The 16,972-nt window shown below is 34.0% G+C and carries 20 protein-coding genes and 1 pseudogene; 12 read left to right on the forward strand and 9 right to left on the reverse strand.

What is annotated here, in order from left to right:
• Positions 1 to 210 precede the first annotated feature (210 nt).
• Together BAQ48_RS13205 and BAQ48_RS13210 are read left to right on the forward strand one after the other, a co-directional pair.
• Complete coding sequence (locus tag BAQ48_RS13205; protein ID WP_000717620.1) at positions 211 to 513, forward strand: hypothetical protein; 303 nt, start codon at positions 211 to 213, stop codon at positions 511 to 513.
• Between the two features lie 324 nt (positions 514 to 837).
• The gene (locus BAQ48_RS13210) at positions 838 to 1,026 is read left to right on the forward strand and encodes a hypothetical protein (RefSeq protein WP_071711427.1); all 189 of its coding nucleotides are present in this window, start codon (positions 838 to 840) and stop codon (positions 1,024 to 1,026) included.
• Positions 1,027 to 1,466: 440 nt separating this feature from the next.
• Here BAQ48_RS13210 and BAQ48_RS13215 read toward each other — a convergent pair whose 3' ends face one another.
• The gene (locus BAQ48_RS13215) at positions 1,467 to 1,970 is read right to left on the reverse strand and encodes a GNAT family N-acetyltransferase (RefSeq protein ID WP_071711428.1); all 504 of its coding nucleotides are present in this window, start codon (positions 1,968 to 1,970) and stop codon (positions 1,467 to 1,469) included.
• Between the two features lie 255 nt (positions 1,971 to 2,225).
• Between BAQ48_RS13215 and BAQ48_RS13220 the strand changes: the two genes are divergently transcribed.
• The 6 genes from BAQ48_RS13220 to BAQ48_RS13245 all read left to right on the forward strand — a co-directional run bounded on the left by BAQ48_RS13220 (position 2,226) and on the right by BAQ48_RS13245 (position 6,821).
• A complete protein-coding gene (locus BAQ48_RS13220) occupies positions 2,226 to 2,624 on the forward strand; it encodes a DUF2871 family protein (RefSeq protein WP_071711429.1) in 399 nt (132 codons plus the stop codon).
• Positions 2,625 to 2,795: 171 nt separating this feature from the next.
• A complete protein-coding gene (locus tag BAQ48_RS13225; protein ID WP_071711430.1) occupies positions 2,796 to 4,187 on the forward strand; it encodes an FAD-binding oxidoreductase in 1,392 nt (463 codons plus the stop codon).
• Positions 4,188 to 4,191: 4 nt separating this feature from the next.
• A complete protein-coding gene (locus tag BAQ48_RS13230; RefSeq protein WP_071711431.1) occupies positions 4,192 to 5,160 on the forward strand; it encodes a bile acid:sodium symporter family protein in 969 nt (322 codons plus the stop codon).
• A 12-nt stretch (positions 5,161 to 5,172) separates the two neighbouring features.
• A complete protein-coding gene (locus BAQ48_RS13235) occupies positions 5,173 to 5,520 on the forward strand; it encodes a DUF4260 domain-containing protein (protein WP_071711432.1) in 348 nt (115 codons plus the stop codon).
• Positions 5,521 to 5,543: 23 nt separating this feature from the next.
• A complete protein-coding gene (locus BAQ48_RS13240; RefSeq protein ID WP_071711433.1) occupies positions 5,544 to 6,071 on the forward strand; it encodes a GrpB family protein in 528 nt (175 codons plus the stop codon).
• A gap of 141 nt (positions 6,072 to 6,212) precedes the next feature.
• Positions 6,213 to 6,821: an FMN-binding negative transcriptional regulator gene (locus tag BAQ48_RS13245; RefSeq protein ID WP_071711434.1), complete on the forward strand. Its 609-nt coding sequence runs from the start codon at positions 6,213 to 6,215 to the stop codon at positions 6,819 to 6,821.
• Between the two features lie 93 nt (positions 6,822 to 6,914).
• Here BAQ48_RS13245 and BAQ48_RS27565 read toward each other — a convergent pair whose 3' ends face one another.
• The 5 genes from BAQ48_RS27565 to BAQ48_RS13270 form a co-directional block, all read right to left on the reverse strand.
• On the reverse strand, positions 6,915 to 7,049 hold the full coding sequence (locus BAQ48_RS27565; protein WP_000735068.1) for a Phr family secreted Rap phosphatase inhibitor: 135 nt from the start codon (positions 7,047 to 7,049) through the stop codon (positions 6,915 to 6,917).
• Positions 7,046 to 8,158, reverse strand: a complete 1,113-nt coding sequence (locus BAQ48_RS13255) for a response regulator aspartate phosphatase (protein ID WP_071711435.1) — start codon at positions 8,156 to 8,158, stop codon at positions 7,046 to 7,048. Before BAQ48_RS13255 ends, BAQ48_RS27565 begins: the two co-directional genes overlap by 4 nt.
• Before the next feature lie 222 nt (positions 8,159 to 8,380).
• A complete protein-coding gene (locus BAQ48_RS13260; protein ID WP_071711436.1) occupies positions 8,381 to 9,847 on the reverse strand; it encodes a protein adenylyltransferase SelO in 1,467 nt (488 codons plus the stop codon).
• 177 nt (positions 9,848 to 10,024) lie between these two features.
• Complete coding sequence (locus BAQ48_RS13265) at positions 10,025 to 11,023, reverse strand: NADP-dependent oxidoreductase (protein ID WP_071711437.1); 999 nt, start codon at positions 11,021 to 11,023, stop codon at positions 10,025 to 10,027.
• A gap of 18 nt (positions 11,024 to 11,041) precedes the next feature.
• The gene (locus BAQ48_RS13270; RefSeq protein ID WP_071711438.1) at positions 11,042 to 11,386 is read right to left on the reverse strand and encodes an ArsR/SmtB family transcription factor; all 345 of its coding nucleotides are present in this window, start codon (positions 11,384 to 11,386) and stop codon (positions 11,042 to 11,044) included.
• 409 nt (positions 11,387 to 11,795) lie between these two features.
• Between BAQ48_RS13270 and BAQ48_RS13275 the strand changes: the two genes are divergently transcribed.
• The 4 genes and pseudogenes from BAQ48_RS13275 (at position 11,796) to BAQ48_RS13290 (ending at position 14,756) form a co-directional block, all read left to right on the forward strand.
• Entirely contained in the window at positions 11,796 to 12,380 is a 585-nt protein-coding gene (locus tag BAQ48_RS13275) for a TetR/AcrR family transcriptional regulator (RefSeq protein ID WP_071711439.1), read from the forward strand.
• A gap of 51 nt (positions 12,381 to 12,431) precedes the next feature.
• Positions 12,432 to 13,136 (forward strand): annotated as a pseudogene (locus tag BAQ48_RS13280) (RNA polymerase recycling motor HelD); the annotation flags it as partial.
• Position 13,137: 1 nt separating this feature from the next.
• On the forward strand, positions 13,138 to 13,461 hold the full coding sequence (locus BAQ48_RS13285) for a hypothetical protein (RefSeq protein WP_116758513.1): 324 nt from the start codon (positions 13,138 to 13,140) through the stop codon (positions 13,459 to 13,461).
• A gap of 350 nt (positions 13,462 to 13,811) precedes the next feature.
• Positions 13,812 to 14,756, forward strand: coding sequence for a glycerophosphodiester phosphodiesterase (locus BAQ48_RS13290; RefSeq protein WP_071711440.1), 945 nt, complete (start codon positions 13,812 to 13,814; stop codon positions 14,754 to 14,756).
• 43 nt (positions 14,757 to 14,799) lie between these two features.
• Here the strand turns inward: BAQ48_RS13290 and BAQ48_RS13295 are convergent, their stop codons facing one another.
• The 3 genes from BAQ48_RS13295 to BAQ48_RS13305 all read right to left on the reverse strand — a co-directional run bounded on the left by BAQ48_RS13295 (position 14,800) and on the right by BAQ48_RS13305 (position 16,924).
• Entirely contained in the window at positions 14,800 to 15,477 is a 678-nt protein-coding gene (locus BAQ48_RS13295; protein ID WP_071711441.1) for a YdcF family protein, read from the reverse strand.
• A gap of 93 nt (positions 15,478 to 15,570) precedes the next feature.
• Positions 15,571 to 16,080 (reverse strand): DUF3916 domain-containing protein, encoded by a 510-nt coding sequence (locus BAQ48_RS13300; protein WP_071711442.1) that lies wholly within the window; start codon positions 16,078 to 16,080, stop codon positions 15,571 to 15,573.
• On the reverse strand, positions 16,073 to 16,924 hold the full coding sequence (locus BAQ48_RS13305; protein ID WP_071711443.1) for a LysR family transcriptional regulator: 852 nt from the start codon (positions 16,922 to 16,924) through the stop codon (positions 16,073 to 16,075). Before BAQ48_RS13305 ends, BAQ48_RS13300 begins: the two co-directional genes overlap by 8 nt.
• Positions 16,925 to 16,972: the final 48 nt, after the last annotated feature.

Genomic DNA, 16,972 nt, shown 5'->3' on the forward strand with positions numbered 1-16,972 from the left:
AGTTTTTTAACGTGGTCGAACTACAGGAGGAGTAAGCATATTCCTGATGGATCCATTTCCATACTTCTATTATCTGGGGAAATCCCCCAGTATCCAAGACTAAATTTTACCCATACATCATTTTTTTGATGTAGCTCTTGAAGATAAAAACTACTTAATTTTCAAGGAACAGTTATTAACTTAAAACTTATTATACGAGGAGGGTGTATCATGAAAAAAATATGCTTTGTATTAATTGTCGACGCTGGTATAAATTATGGTTCAATATTTTCTCTACCATTTTTAAGGAATCAGGATGATTTGAAGGGATATTTTTCTAAGTATTATGATGTTTCGATTAATTATATTAGGGATAAAAACTCAGTTGACTATTTGGTAGTTCCCAAACCGTGTCCACCTTTTGATAATGAAAATAATCTTCCAATAATTGAAGTACCAGCAATCTTATTTATGGAAAAGGATTTTGAAAAAATAAAGACTTATATAGACAATTATTTTTCTAATAACTCATAAAGAAAATAAAAGTACAGTAAAAAGAAGTCCGATAAAAAACGAGTGGTGTAGAATATTTCTATTAATCATTCGTTTTTTATTATATTTACATATATTTTTTAAAAGAGGATTATAGACGTTCTGAAAAAAATAATTATAACAAGAACAGTGTTCGTGCTACAATCTACGGTTATTTTTTGTACTAAGTACCCCTTTAACTAACAAGACAACAAAAAATAATTAACATATAAAGGAAATGATGTTGTAATAAATGTAAGAGCTTTCTCTTTGAGTTTTAGCTCTGAATAATAAAGATAGTTAAATCACTAAATGGAGGAGAAAGTAATGACTAATTTATTGCGTAAACTAGCAGATGAAGAAATGGAAACGTCGCTATCTAATGGAGGAGCAGGTAAATTTTGTTCCTTGTATAGTAAATTGTTACCTATCGCTATTGCAGGTTGTATGGCAGGTAACAGTAGCAGTTGTAGCGAAATGCAGCATTACACAGAATATCTTCATAAATACTGTTAATAATAATTATTTTTTCAAAGTAAGATAATACAATAATATGGAGGAGCAGGTAAATTTTGTTCCTTGTATAGTAAATTGTTACCTATCGCTATTGCAGGTTGTATTACGGGTAACAATAGCAGTTGTAGCGAAATGCAGTATTACACAGAATATCTTCATATATAAGATAAAAATGATTAATATAAATGCAATGAATTGAAGAATTAGAAAAAAGTGGTTGTTCTAAAGAATTAATATCATGTTGTTCCATTTATTCTCACTCTCTTTATTTAATATATTAATATAATATATTTATAAGCAGAAGAGTTATTTCTATAAAGTACCAAAATGTGATATGAAAGGGGTATTGGCAATTAAAAGAACTAACGCGAACTATCATGTAACGTAACATATTATTATAAAATTAGTAAAAAAGGTTCGCCATTTATGGCGAGCCTTTTTTACGCGTTATACCCGAATAATTTTAAATCTTCTCCTGAGTCTGAAATTATCTTTTCGAACTGCAATCCTACTTTTTCTAAAAGCTTTCCGGAATTGATGTTATCAATAGTAGTAATTGCTACAATTCGTTTCATACCTAGGTTCTGTACACCGTAGTCTATTACAGCAGAAGCGGATTCAAAACCATACCCCTTTGAACGGAATTTCTCTAAAAAGGCAAAACCAATATCGACATCTTCTAATGAATCTCTTTTAATAAGTCCGCACATACCAAGTGGAGTGAAATCTTCTTTTCGCTCTACTAAGTAAAGACCAAAGCCCATTTTATTATACATATCAACGGGGCCATTTAAGATGTATTTTTTTGCATCGTCTAAGTTTTTAATCCTTTTATCACCAATAAACTGGATCCATGCAGGATCGTTTACTAATTCTAGAATAAATGGAGCGTCTTTTATATCAAACCAGCGAAGAACGAGTCGTTCAGTTTCAAGAACTATCAATCCATTGCACCACCTTTAATAGTTATAACAATTAGTATGGGTTGCGAAATACAAAAGTGCAACATATTTTAATTATGCCCTATTTGTTCACATAAAGTTCGTTTGTTTTGTATAAAGGGATATTTTATAATTAGGATTGATTGTAAAGAGTGAGATACTTATACAATGACTCCTAGGTAACTAGGAGTTTTTACTATATAACTATCATTATTACTAAATATGACACACTACACATTCTACTCAAGGAGGTACATAATGAAGAAATTATATAATGCATCGTTTACGTATTTGATTATCGGTTTATTATCAGGAATTTTCGCTAGGGAGTATGGAAAGTATAAAGAAATTTTAGGATCTACTTTGTTAAATCTTTTGCATACACATACACTTGTACTCGGCTTTTTCTTCTTTTTAATTGCTTTAGGATTAGCAAAAGTATTCGCGTTTCATGAAGCGAAAAGTTTTAATAAGTGGTTTATTGTACATAATATCGCATTAACTTTAATGTTAGGTTCGCTAGCAGCGAGAGGGCTTCTTCAGCTAAATGGAGCGGATTTTAAAGGGTTAACTTACATTGTAGGATTTTCTCATTCGCTGATGGCAGTTACTTTAATTTGGTTTATGCTGTTAATAAAGAAGTCATTTAAAATATAGTTTTCTAGAAAAGAACTTGCAATATGTATTGCAAGTTCTTTTTATTTTTTTGACAGAAGTAAACGAATTTCGTATATGTAAAACTTGAATTATTTAATTTTTCCGATTATTATGTATAAAATAGTTAACATATTTTGTAATTCTAATTTATAGAAAGTAGGAGAGTGTACGATGGAAATAACGGTAGAGCGTTTAGTAAATGAATTAAAGGGTGTACTTCCCGAAGATCGAGTAGTTGTAAATATGACAGTAAGAGAGTTACATAGTAAAGATGAATCTTATCATACTAGTAGTTTACCTGATGTAGTTGTTTTTCCGAAAACGACCGAAGAGGTTAGTAGAATAATGAAAGTAGCGAGTGAGCATAAAAAACCTGTCGTTCCGTTTGGGGTAGGATCTAGTCTAGAAGGACATGTTATTCCGTATGAAAAAGGAATTACAATGGACTTTTCACTTATGAATAAAATACTCGAAATAAGAGAGAAAGATTTTCTAGTGAGAGTACAGCCAGGAGTGACTCGCTCTCAGCTTAATAAAGAATTGAAAAAGTATGGATTGTTTTTTAGTGTAGATCCTGGAGCCGATGCGACGTTAGGAGGAATGGCTGCTACAAATGCAAGCGGAACGACGGCGGTAAAGTATGGCGTAATGCGTGATCAAGTTCGAGATTTAGAAGTTGTTCTCGCTGATGGAGAAGTAATACATACGGGGAATTTAGCGGCGAAGTCATCATCAGGTTATCATTTAAATGGTATTTTCGTAGGGTCAGAAGGTACGCTTGGATGCTTTACAGAGTTAACTTTAAAAGTATACGGCATACCAGAACATATTATGGCAGCGAGAGCGTCGTTTCCAACTGTAAATGATGCAGTAGAGGCGGTTATACATATTTTGCAAGCGGGTATTCCAATTGCGAGAATTGAACTTGTAGATGAATTATCTATGAAACAAGTAAATCATTATAATGAAACAAGTTACAGAGAAGAGCCTACATTATTTTTAGAGTTTCACGGTAATGAAGCAGGTTTAAAGCAAGATATTGAATTCACGAAGGAAATTGTGTTTGATCATAAATGTAAAGAAGTTGCTTTTGAAACGGAAACTGCGGCGAGAAACAAATTATGGGATGCGCGGCATACTCTAGCATACTCTTACGTTCATAGTTATCCTGGTAAAAAGCTTATGAGTACAGACGTATGTGTACCAATTTCAGAATTAGCTGGTGCAATACAACATGCGAAAGAGACATTAGATAAGGTTGGTCTTGTTGGTGGTATTCTTGGCCATGTAGGAGATGGGAATTTCCACGTGCTTTTAATGGTTGATCCAAACGATAAAGAAGAAGTGAAGAAGGCAGACGAAATAAATGAAAATATCGTTTTGTATGCTCTTAAACGAGGGGGAACGTGTACGGGAGAACATGGTGTTGGAATCGGAAAACAAAAGTATCAAGAAGAAGAACACGGGGAGGCACTATTCGTAATGGAGAAAATAAAGAAAGCTCTTGATCCGCAAAATATTTTGAATCCGAATAAAGTTTTTCAGTTGAAAGATAGGGGATGATTGGGTGAAAGTACTAGAAGCGATAAGTAATATAGCTGGAAAATATTTTGCATTTTGGGTTATTTGTATTGCAGCTATTGCATATTTTATTCCTACTCCATTTCTTGGGTTAACTAGTTACATAACAATTTTACTTGGAGTTGTCATGTTTGGGATGGGATTAACATTAAAGGCTGTTGATTTTAAAATCATTGCTACAAAACCATTGCCAGTTATTATCGGTGTATGTGCTCAGTTTATTATTATGCCACTTGTCGCATACGTACTAGCCTACGTTATGAACTTACCAGCCGAATTAGCAGCTGGATTAGTGTTGCTCGGTTCAGTACCGGGCGGCACCGCATCAAATGTTATGGTGTATTTAGCGAAAGGAAACTTAGCATTGTCAATTGCTATGACGTCATTATCAACGTTACTAGCACCAATTGCTACACCTCTTATTTTATTATTACTTGCAGGACAATGGATGCCAGTGAATCCTATGTCTATGTTTCTTTCTATCGTACAAGTCATTATTATACCTATTATTTTAGGATTAGTGGTGAAGAAGTTTTTCCCTAAAACTGTTACGAAAGGAATGACCGTTATCCCTTTAATATCAGTTTTAGCAATTATCATTATTGTTTCTGCAGTTGTTTCAGCCAATGTAAGTAGCATTACTTCTTCAGGTCTTCTTATCTTTATCGCAGTTATGCTCCACAATGCTTTCGGTTTCTTACTTGGCTATATAACAGCATTCATACTTAGACTAGACGAAGGGACAAGAAGAGCCATTTCAATAGAAGTAGGAATGCAAAATTCAGGTCTAGGTGTTGCACTAGCAACAGCACATTTTGGCCCGGCGGCTGCACTTCCAAGCGTATTAGCAGCAGTATGGCATAACATTGCAGGACCAATTTTAGCGACCATCTGGTCAAAAAATGCAAAGAATACTTTTAGTGATGAAAAATTATCGGTAAATATAGAAAAGTAGGGATGGTCAAAAATGCAAAAACGCATTGTGCATTTTGAAGGACTCGTTGTTTTGTTAGCCGCGATTTATACGTATTCAATATATGAATTTAGTTGGATAATATTTTTTCTGTTCCTTTTAGCTCCAGATTTATCAATGTTAGCGTATGGGATAAATAATCATATAGGTGCTAAAATCTATAATATATGTCACACGTATATTATATCTATATTAATTGCTATAGTAGGAGTCTATTTTAAGGTAGATACCGTTATAATGATTGGCTTAATATGGACAGCGCATATTGGAATGGATCGAATGTTTGGATATGGCTTGAAATATGAGACGGATTTTAAAGATACTCATATTCAAAGGTTGTAAATTGTATTGGGAAGAGGGATATATTGAAACAGAGAATTACTATCGAAGAATATAACATCAAATGGGAAAGTGAATTTAATAAGCTACAAAATTTCATTAACGATGTAATGGGAGACAGCATTTTATCTATTGAACATGTTGGGAGTACATCTATTAAAGGACTTGTAGCAAAACCAATATTAGATATTGATATTGTAATAGAAGATTATGAAATCTTTCCTGAAGTAGTAAAAAAACTTGAAACGATAGGATATTATCATCAAGCGGAATGGAGCTTCAAGGGGAGAGAGGCGTTTGGAAGAAAGGATGCCTTCGTTCCGTGGAATGAGGAAAATACAGGTTGGATGGAACAGCATCTATATGTGTGTGATAAGAATAGTGAAGAGCTGAGGAGACATGTAGCGTTTCGGGATTATCTTCGTGAACATATTGAGATAGCTAATCAGTATGGACGTTTGAAGGAAGAGCTAGCAAGAGAATCGAAAAATCGAGCTAGTTATAGTGAAGGTAAGACGGCATTTATTACAAATATATTAGGGAACATAAACTAAGGTCGCATTGAGTACATGCGGCCTATTCTTTTTAAATTGAACGCTGCCATTGTAAAACAAATACAAACTGGCCCTGTTGATTGATGCAATTACTAAATATAATAGGAAATAAAATAGAAAAGACCGGAAAAGAGGGAACTTATGTACGTACCAAGATATTTCGCCATAGAAGATGAAGAGATGAAGTACGAAATAATTGAACAAAATAGCTTTGCGACGTTATTTTCTCAACATAAAGGGGAACCGTATGCAACGCATTTACCGTTGTTATTGCATAGGGAGACCCTTACTTTACATGGCCATTTCGCACGTCCGAATGAACAGTGGAAAGATAGTGGGAATCAACAAGTACTAGCTATATTTCAAGGGCCACATAGTTACATTTCGCCGTCATGGTATGAAACAACCAATGCAGTACCAACATGGAATTATGTTGCTGTACATGTATACGGTGAATTAGAAATTGTTGAAGATGAACAGGCATTAATAGATTCTCTTCAAGATTTAGTACATACATATGAAGATCCACAGAGCACCTACTCACTTGATGATGTAGATCCGAATTATATGGCGGGATTAAGTAAGGGGATAGTTGGTTTTAAAATTAAGATTAGTAAAATAGAAGGAAAAGCGAAGTTAAGTCAAAATCATTCTGTGGAGAGACGAAAATTAGTTGTGGAGGAACTTGAGAAAGTTGGTAGTGAGGGGAGTAGGGGGATTGCTAGAATGATGACGTGGAATTCGTTGTAATAGAAAATGAAGTAAAAGTTTCAACGAATAAAAATGAAGTCATACAATAATGCATGACTTCATTTTTATATTCTTGTGTAAAGAAAGTGTAGATCAACCGCCACCATCACCTACAGAAAGGTTTTGTATCTTAGTATTAGAATGATCCAGCTTTGTTGGACTTGTTATACCAGTACTAAATGCTAGAATTGTAACGATTCCCATAAAACTTAAGAGTAACTTTTTCATTTTAATCCTCCTTTAGCATTTGCTTTTTTCGTTGCTTGTAATGCCATATAAAAATACTTACTTGCTTCAGAATGTTCGTTTTCATCATAGAATTTAATTGCCAATGCTTCATAATGTTCCTGAACATCTTCATATAATTCTTCTCGCTCGAAATATTTAATTCCTGCTAATGCTACTGTTTCAAATGTTTTAGCAGGTGAACTGTTATTTAGTTCTTGTAAAATCATAAAGCGATGTTGGAATTCCTCTTGTTTTAGTTCGTTACTAATGTTTAATCCTCTTTTTATTAGCTCGTCTGCGACGCTAATTTCCTTTAATTTGTAGTATTCTAAAGCGCTAGCAAAGATAGCTTTATAATGATTTGGGGATTTCTCGACAACTTCAGAGAGATAACGAATAGCTAATGCATTAAGGTTTTGATTTGAATACATCCATCCTAAGTTATGTCGAACCATTAAAATGAATTTTTCTTTTCCTGTTTTTTGAAATTGATTCATTGCAGCTGTAAAATGTTCTTCAGCAAGTTCCCATTCTTTTAAATTTATACATGCTAAACCTAAAATGTTATCACAAAAAGCTACATTCACTTCATATCCTAGATGATTAGAAAACATATCTTTAGCTTTTGTTACTTCTTTGATGGCTTGAAGTGTTTGTTGATTATCGTAGTAGGAATATCCTAGTTTATAGTAGAACTCTGCTTTCTCAATTTCATCTGGAATGTATTGAAGCAAAGCTTCAGCTTTATCATAATGCTCTCTCGCTAGTATATAGTTTCCAATCGCATCTGAGTGAATAGCTTTAAAGAAATGATAGTAATATGATAAGAAATTATTTGTTGGAATTTCAAACGACTCAATTTTATTAAAACTGTCTTTAGAGACGCCTAAGTTATCAATTAAATAATTGTATCGGAAGTTTAGTAGAGAATAATAGAGTAACAAGTTTTGATCAGGTAAACCATTTGGATATTCGTTTTTTAAAATGTTAATTTTATTATCTATTTGTTCTTTAAAACGGTTTGCACTATCAATGCGTCTTAAACGGATTTCTATGTACCATTCGTTTAATAACTGTGTGATTTGTTCACTTTTAGTGGGTGTAAACATGAAGACTCCTCCTTTTTAGAATATTCTTATAAATTAATGATAACAAAAATAATAATACTAAAAAGCAAAACTTATATTTCTCAACATTTTTCACGAATATAACCAATTAGTATGATTGGAATAGTGATATATCTGCGGTTTGATTGGAATACGATTTATGTTTATGTTAAACAAAAAAATGTGCTTTCAAAAATTGAAAGCACATTTAAAGATATTAAACAATCAAGTCCCACAAAAAGTACGATAAGGACGATTCGTCGGTACAGGTGGAACGCAGTATTCTTCTTGATCTGCAGAATACGTATAAGGGTTTGATAAAGCCTCAAGAAGCTTCTCCATTACGCTATAATCTCCATTTGTAACAGCTGCTTCTAATGCTTCTTCTACGCGGTGGTTTCTTGGGATAATCGATGGGTTATTATTTTTCATCATCTCATAGGTATTCGCTTTTGATTCGTCTTGCTTTTCTAATCGAGATTGCCATAGTCCGTACCATTCTTTAAATTCTGGACTTTCGAATAGAGGGGTATTTTCTAATGTATCGAGAGTTAATGAACGGAATGTATTTGTGTAATCCGCTTTATATTTCTCCATTATTGCTAAAAGTTTCTCAATAAGTGATTTGTCTTGTTCGTCTTCGCCAAATAGTCCTAATTTCTTTTTCATTCCAAGCAACCAATTGTTTTCATATTGTACGCTAAATTTTGAAATTTCGTCTTGGGCAATCTTTAATGCTTCTTCCTCATCTTCGTGCAGAATTGGTATTAAAGATTCAGCTAGTCGCGCGAGATCCCATGCGGCCATATATGGTTGATTTCCATATGCGTAGCGACCTTGTGTATCGATAGAGCTAAATACCGTTCCTTGGTCGTAATTGTCCATAAATGCGCAAGGGCCGTAATCAATCGTTTCTCCACTAATCGTTATATTGTCAGTATTCATTACGCCGTGAATAAATCCAACAAGTTGCCATTTTGCGATGAGACTTGCTTGTTTTTTAATGACTGCTTCGAGTAAAGCAGTATATCGGTTTTCATGAGCTTCAATTTCTGGGTAATGTCTTTTTATCGTATAGTCAGCTAGTGATTTCAGGTCCTCGATTGAACCGCGAGCCGCAGCATATTGAAATGTACCGACGCGAATATGGCTACTAGCTACTCTAGTTAAAATAGCTCCAGGTAACTTTGTTTCACGGTATGTAGGTTCTCCAGTTGTAACGACTGCTAAGCTACGGGTAGTTGGGATATCAAGTGCATACATTGCTTCGCTTATAATATATTCACGTAGCATCGGACCAAGTGCAGCACGACCATCTCCTCGGCGTGAATAGGGAGTGGGGCCAGAACCTTTCAGTTGAATATCAAAACGTTCACCTGAAGGCGTAATTTGTTCTCCTATTAAAAGGGCACGCCCGTCGCCTAACATATTAAAATGTCCGAATTGATGACCAGCATATGCTTGAGCTAATGGATGAGCACCTTCTGGGATTGCGTTACCAGCGAAAATTGCAATTTCGGCTTCTTTCTTTAGTTCTTCAGGGGTCAAGCCAAGAGATATCGCTAATGAATGGTTTAGTTTAACTAACTCCGGTGAACTTACGGGAGTAGGGGGGATTTCTGTATAAAATGAATGTGGTAAAGTCGTATAACTATTATCTAAATTCCAACCTATTTCATTATTTCTAGTCATTGTATCTCCTCCTTTTGTATTTTTTATTATGTATTTGTACGTATGTATTCTTTGTAAAGTTAGCTAAAAGTATAATACGATATTTCCCCTTGCAATCTATTGTAAGGACTTCACTGCACTATGTCTATTTAACAGCAAATATAAAAACTCCATTTTTAAAAAATGGAGTTTTTATATTTATTTAATTTTTACAATTATTTTCCCTTTTGCTCTTCCAGCCTCTGAATATTCCATTGCATTTTGAGCATCTTCAAAAGGGAAGACTCGATCGATTACCGGTTTGATGTTTCCGGACTCAATATAGTTTGCGATAGTACGTAATTGATCCCCACTTGGCTTCATAAATAAAAATGAATATTGCGCATTATGCTTCTTTTCAAGGGCAGTAAGTTTTTTACTTGCTAATGAAAATAAGAGTGTTTTAAAGAATCCCGAACCAAATTCTTTACCAAATCGAGCATTCGGCATGCCTGAAACGGAAACAATGTTCCCTCCGTTTTTTATAATATTGAATGACTTTTCAAGTGTTGTACCGCCGATTGTATCAAATACTGCATCATAATTTGTTAGTATATCTTCAAATTTTTCTGTTTTGTAATTAATTATTTCATCTGCGCCAAGAGACTTTACTAAATTCGCACCAGCCTCACTAGCAGTTGTTGTAACAGTAGCACCCATTATTTTTGCCAACTGAATAGCGAAGGTACCAACACCACCGGATCCAGCGTGAATTAAAATCTTTTGTCCTTTTTGTAATTGCATGATGTCATGTAATGCTTGATAGGATGTTAAGCCAACGAGTGGAATTGAAGCTGCTTCTTCAAAACTTAAATTTTTCGGTTTTAAGGCTATATCATCTTCATGAATGGCTATATACTCCGCGAAAGTACCAATCTTATTTTTTCTTGGACGAGCATATATTTCATCACCGACTTTAAAACGAGTCACTTTTGATCCAACCTTCGTGATGACACCGGCAAAGTCATTCCCAAGGATTAGGGGCATTTCATATTTCAGTAACATTTTTACTTTTCCATCGCGTATTTTAAAATCAATTGGGTTAATACTAGCTGCATGAATTTCTGCGAGCACTTCATACTCATTTATTTCAGGAGTAGGTACCTCTGCCATACGCATTGGGGCTTTTCCGTACTTATCAATTATCATCGCTTTCATTTCTTATACCTCCAAATTTCAATAAAAGTTGTGCAATAGCTTTTCAATATCTAATACAAGATTTTTTAATAAACTTAATTTTGTACGTATATCAATATAATAAAAGTTTTTTGTACCTTCTTTTCGCATTAAAATAATACCGGCTTCTCGTAAAATTCTAAGGTGATGTGATACCGCTGGTCGAGAAAGATGTGTTTGTTTCGTAATTTCTCCTACACGTAATCCGGTTTGACATTCTGTTTCCATGAGAACTAGCAAAATAGCTTGACGTGTTTCATCGCCAATTGCCAATAATACTTTTTGTGAATCAATAAAATCTTTTTTTATAACACTTAATTGTTCTTGTTTATTCATTTCAATCACTTTGCCTCCTGCACAATTAGTCGAAAGGTTTAAGATGATGAACCATTACATCGATACGGTAATGCTACATGATTGTTGTATGGGCTGCAATATTGGGAAAGAAAATCGAGACGAATGAATTATTACAAGTTAAAAAGTGTTGCCTTGTAAAAGGAAAAAACTCCATGTTAAGGTGTATTAGCTTTTTGATTATGTTTAAAAATCAAATGAATTTGTTTTATATAAGACAACGCCTCCTGTTATTATGTTTTCAACTTACAAAATAAAAATATTGTAAGTTGAAAAAGGATATGTTAATCTTATAACCTAATTGAAATCGTATTTTTTTGTACTTAACTTACAAATAATAAAAAATGTAAGTTGTTATTTAAATAATATTATTATGTAAATAAAATGGACGGTGAGAAAAATGACAGAGAAGGCGTTAACGAAAAATGTTGTTTTAGATGCAGCGGAAAAAGAGTTAATGAAATATGGATGGAGTAGGACGACACTTGTTAGTATTGCGAAGTCACTTGATGTTAGTCATGCGGCTTTATATTCTTATTTTCGGAGTAAAGTTGCATTACGCGATGCGATTTTAGAAAGGTGGTTGTTCAAGTATTCGGATCAGCTTGAGAAAATTGCGAGAAAAGATGGAGAGACGGCAACCATTTTACAAGAGTGGTTCTTTCATTTATTTCAGCTTAAAAAGAAAGAGCTACTTGAAAACGAAGAGTTATTTACATTGAATAGTTCGTTAGTGCAGCAAAAAAATAAGGTAATCCAAAAGCATGAAGAAAGATTAGTTGGGCAACTGGAGAACGTGATAAATCGTGGGATAGAGCGCAATGAGATTAAAAAACAAGATGGTTTGTTTTTAGCGCATACATTATTTGGGTTACTTTCATCGTTTTATCATCCTGCTTTTTCTGAGAAATGGAAAGAAGATAGGATAAACGAAGAGTTCCAAAAGTCATGGGAGATTGTTGCCTGTGGCATTTTTCAAAAGTAAAAAGGTACGTATCATATAAGGCTTTCAAATAGTATGAGAAGGAGAGATTATATGAGTCATTATAAAGAAGAGCAACAACGCATTAATGTAGTCGTTGAAAAAGTAGACGAGGAACTGAGAGAGCTCGATGACCGAGTTGGTTTGGTGAAGTCTGAAATTGTCAGTATTAGAAAAAACTTTTGGGAAGATGTAAAAGTAAATATAGATAACATTAAAGAAGCGGTTGAAACGGCGGCGAGTATTAGGCAAGAGGCAGAACTTCTTGCTGAAAGAGAACATACACATCGTCATACGAAAAATGAATATAACCTTTTAACGAAAATAAAAGAAACGCCGTATTTTGGGCGGATTGATTTTAAAGAAGATAATGAAGCGGATACTGATGAAATATATATCGGTATCGGCTCTTTTTATGATAAAGAAAATGATGAGTTTTTAGTATACGATTGGCGGGCACCTATTTCGAGCCTTTATTATGATTACACTTTAGGGCGGGCACAGTATAAAGCGCCCATCGGTATGATTTCAGGTAATTTGCTTTTAAAACGTCAATACATGATTCGAAATGGAACGATTCAAAGTATGTTTGATGCAGGTGTGACGATAGGTGATGAATTATTACAAGAAGCACTTGGGCGAAATGCAAGTGAACAAATGAAAAGCATTGTAGCGACAATACAAAGGGAACAAAATCAAATTATTCGAAACGATAAAAGTGATGTGTTAATTGTGCAAGGAACTGCTGGGAGCGGAAAAAATGGCGATGGATGTAATGGAAAAGGTTGATCAACAATATGCAAGTGGTTTAACTTTACTTCGTATAGAAAAACAAACGAGGCAGTATAAAGATAAAGGAGAAATTGTTACGTTCCCTGTTTTATGGGTGAAAATGATGCATGATAATGGGAGTTTTAACTGGGTAACAATTGGTGTAGAAGGACAAATTATCGAATTTGAGCGGGAAGTACGCTGGGATTATATGATGAGCCGCCGTCAAACAGAAATGTGGTATTACGATGATTGGGTATTGGCGCGCATGGGTAAAGGGCCGCAATTAATGCCGCCAGCTGCTTTAGCATAGAAACTACTTATTTAAAAAATATTCACAAATATTAATAGGTTTGGTATGATTAATTTCGACAAGTTAATCGAGGCCGGAGATATTTGAGATAAGCCATAAATTTATTTAGGGATACAGAAGTGTCCTCTGAATAATTTATGGCTTTTTTTATTGATGAACTGTAATCAATAAGGAGTTACATGTGAATAGGAGGGATATGGAAAATAAATAGTATAGTAATAATATAGGGGAATTGTATTTGTAAGATTGGAATTTTAATATAAGCTTATAAAAATAATGAAAGTATATCTTCTATTTCGTGTAAATCTCATTAACTTGTTGAAATTTGCAACGTAGGAAGGGTTAGAAGGATGAGAAAAATTATTAGCGTTTTAGTTATTTTCTTTATGACGGGAAGTATCTTTGCTGGGGGAGCTGTTCAAGCGAAAGCAGAAGGAAAGCATGAGTGGAATACGAATAAGTTTTTAAATATTGCGCATCGCGGAGCAAGTGGACATGCACCTGAGCATACTTTTGCTTCTTATGATCTTGTGAAAAAAATGAAAGCGGATTATTTGGAGTTAGATATTCAATTAACAAAAGATGGCCAATTAATTGCAATGCATGATACAGCAGTTGATCGTACTACAAATGGAACAGGCGAAGTACGAGATAAAACGTTAAGCGAAATAAAAAGTTTAGATGCAGGGTCATGGTTCAATAAAGCTTATCCAGAAAAGGCTAAGCAAGAATATGTTGGACAAAAAGTTCCGACTCTTGAAGAAATCTTCCAAAAGTACGGAAGAAGCATGAAGTATTACATTGAAACAAAATCACCAGATGTGTATCCAGGAATGGAAGAAAAATTATTAGCTTTATTAAAAAAATATAATTTAGTAGGTCAAAACATGTCTTCTAGCCGTGTTATGATTCAATCATTTAGTAAAGATAGTTTAACAAAGATTCATAGTATGAATGAAAATATTCCGTTAGTTCAACTGCTTTGGTATTATCCAAATGAAAACAATGAGATTGTTGAATGGTCTGGGATTACACATGAGCCGAAAAGTGTAACGAATGATGATTTTCAAGAAATTAAAAAGTATGCAGTTGGTATTGGGCCGAACTTACGCAATGATAACGGAGAACTAATTATTGATGAGTCATATATGAAAATGGCTAGAAATAATGGACTGTTAATTCATCCTTATACAATTAATGAGAAACCAGATATGAGATTGTTAATTAAATGGGGTGCTACAGGGATGTTTACAAATTATCCTGATCGATTACATAGTGTGTTAAAAGAAAAATAAATAGGAGAAAAGGTATACCGACGTTTTGGTATACCTTTTTCTATTATGCTAGATTATAGTAGTAGGATACATATTCTTCTAAGCCTTGAACCTCTTTTTCAGGCGGCTCAATACCACCTTTTCTGCCGTAGCAAACATTTCTCAAGTATTCTCCAAAAATCATAGAGCGACTCTTTTCATTTTTCATCCAATTATATCTATTAATTATAAACTCACTATCAAAATTTGTATCAAATGTATATGGGATACAAGTAATAGTTTTAGGTAAATGTTTTTTTAATACTCTATATTGCCGACCAGCGCCTAAACTTTTGCATACAAATAGTAGCCGATTAATCTTTGTGAAATCAAAAATCTTTTTCGCTTCCATTATATTAGCGATAGAATGGAGGGAGTTCGTCTCGAACATGATAGCATCTTTTGGTACACCATGTTCAATTAATTTATTTACAATTACTTCTGCTTCTGACAAATCCCCGTAATTCCAGCTCGGATGTTTCATGCCATGCAAACTAGTACCACCTGTAACGATAATTTGATTTCCTAATCCTTGTCGATAAGCTTCTAGAGGAGCTTGCCAATTGCCCGGGTGAGAACCGCCGAAAACGAAAATTGCATCACATTTTTGAGGTGTTATTTCTTTTAGAAAAGTGATTTCTGTAATTTGATCGATTTGTTTTTTTGTAAGAGTAGGGACATCAGGATATTTAGGGATTACCATTTGAAAACCTCCTATATAGTAAAATGATAAATTCATTATATAGCGATTTTGTTAAGCGAAAAAAGGGAAGCTTTTCATTTGAAGGTACCCCTTTTAAGATAATTCTCCAATAAACCAAATTTCTTTTTCATAGATTGCACCCTCATCATAAATGACTTCTTGAAAGTGTAACGTTTGGAAGGAAGGCAAAATTGAAATTCCCCATGTCTTCCAGAAATCAGACTCATTTGAAAGCGGAATCCATGTTTGAAATTTATTATTTCTATTGAAAAAGTTATGAAAGTAGTTTTCATTTTTAAATACAATGATTTGCGAATTCCACAAATTTTCTATAGAAATTAAAACAACAACTCGATATGTATTTGTATCGTTCGGTTTTATTTTTATTAAATGGTTTGCTTGATTTAATAAGGTTTGTATACACAATCGTTTTACTTTTCTAGGTGTTTTAGGAGAATCGATAAAAGCTTGGGAAACTGGTAAAGGCATATACCAATATTCATCGTTATAAAAAGTAGAAGGGAACGTTTTTGTATGTTCCTCAATTCGGTTTGTCATAGCGTTTGTTTTTTGTTTCATCCCACGTATTTTCTTTTCACGCATTGTGAGTCAACTCCATAAATTTTTGTAATGCAGCAGAGTGATATATATCTTTTCTAGTAATAAAGGTAGTATGAACTTTCTTGAAGTTATTTGGTAAAGGATTGAAGGATAAGTCATGTTCATGTCCTTTTAAAATTGATTTCATCATAATCGCTACGCCCATACATGATTTTACACATGCGAGTATTGCTTCAATTGTTCCGAATTCTAAAACTCGTTTAGGTGAGATTCCTTCTTCTTGAAGTAAGTCTTCTAATAAACTTCTATAATAGCACCCGTGACTAAAAGCGAGTAAATTCATATCTTCTATGTCTTTAAGAGAGGATAAACGTTTTTTGCTAATGAGCACTAATTCTTCTTCACGAAATATACTTGTATGAAGTTCGGTATGCTGAGTAGGTCCAGCTATAAACGCTCCGTCTAATTTTCGCTCTAACACAAGCCTAATTAGTTGTTCGGTCGTATTTGTTTCTAAAATCAATTCGACTTCTGGGTACTTCTCATAGTAGGCCGTTAATATAGAGGGGAGCCTTACCGCAGTTGTAGATTCTGTACATCCGATTTTTAAAGTGCCTTTTGGCTCAGTTCCATTACTTTGAACCGCTTTTATAGATTGATCCATTAAGTGGATAATTTGTTTGGCGTATGTTAATAAAATCTCACCGTTAGAAGTTAAAGTTACACCTTTTCCGTTTCGGTAAAATAAAGGCACGCCTAATTCATTTTCTAGTTGTTTCATACGCATCGTTACGCCTGATTGCACATAGTTCAAATTTTTCGCTGCGTGAGAAATATTATTTTCCTTCGCGACTTCGTAAAATACAGTTAAATCTTTTATGTCCACGTATCGTCCCTCCAAAAAGATATCATTTTTTTTGATGGATTACATGAT

Origin of the sequence: Bacillus luti (assembly GCF_001884105.1) — a bacterium.
Classification (GTDB): Bacteria; Bacillota; Bacilli; order Bacillales; family Bacillaceae_G; genus Bacillus_A; species Bacillus_A luti.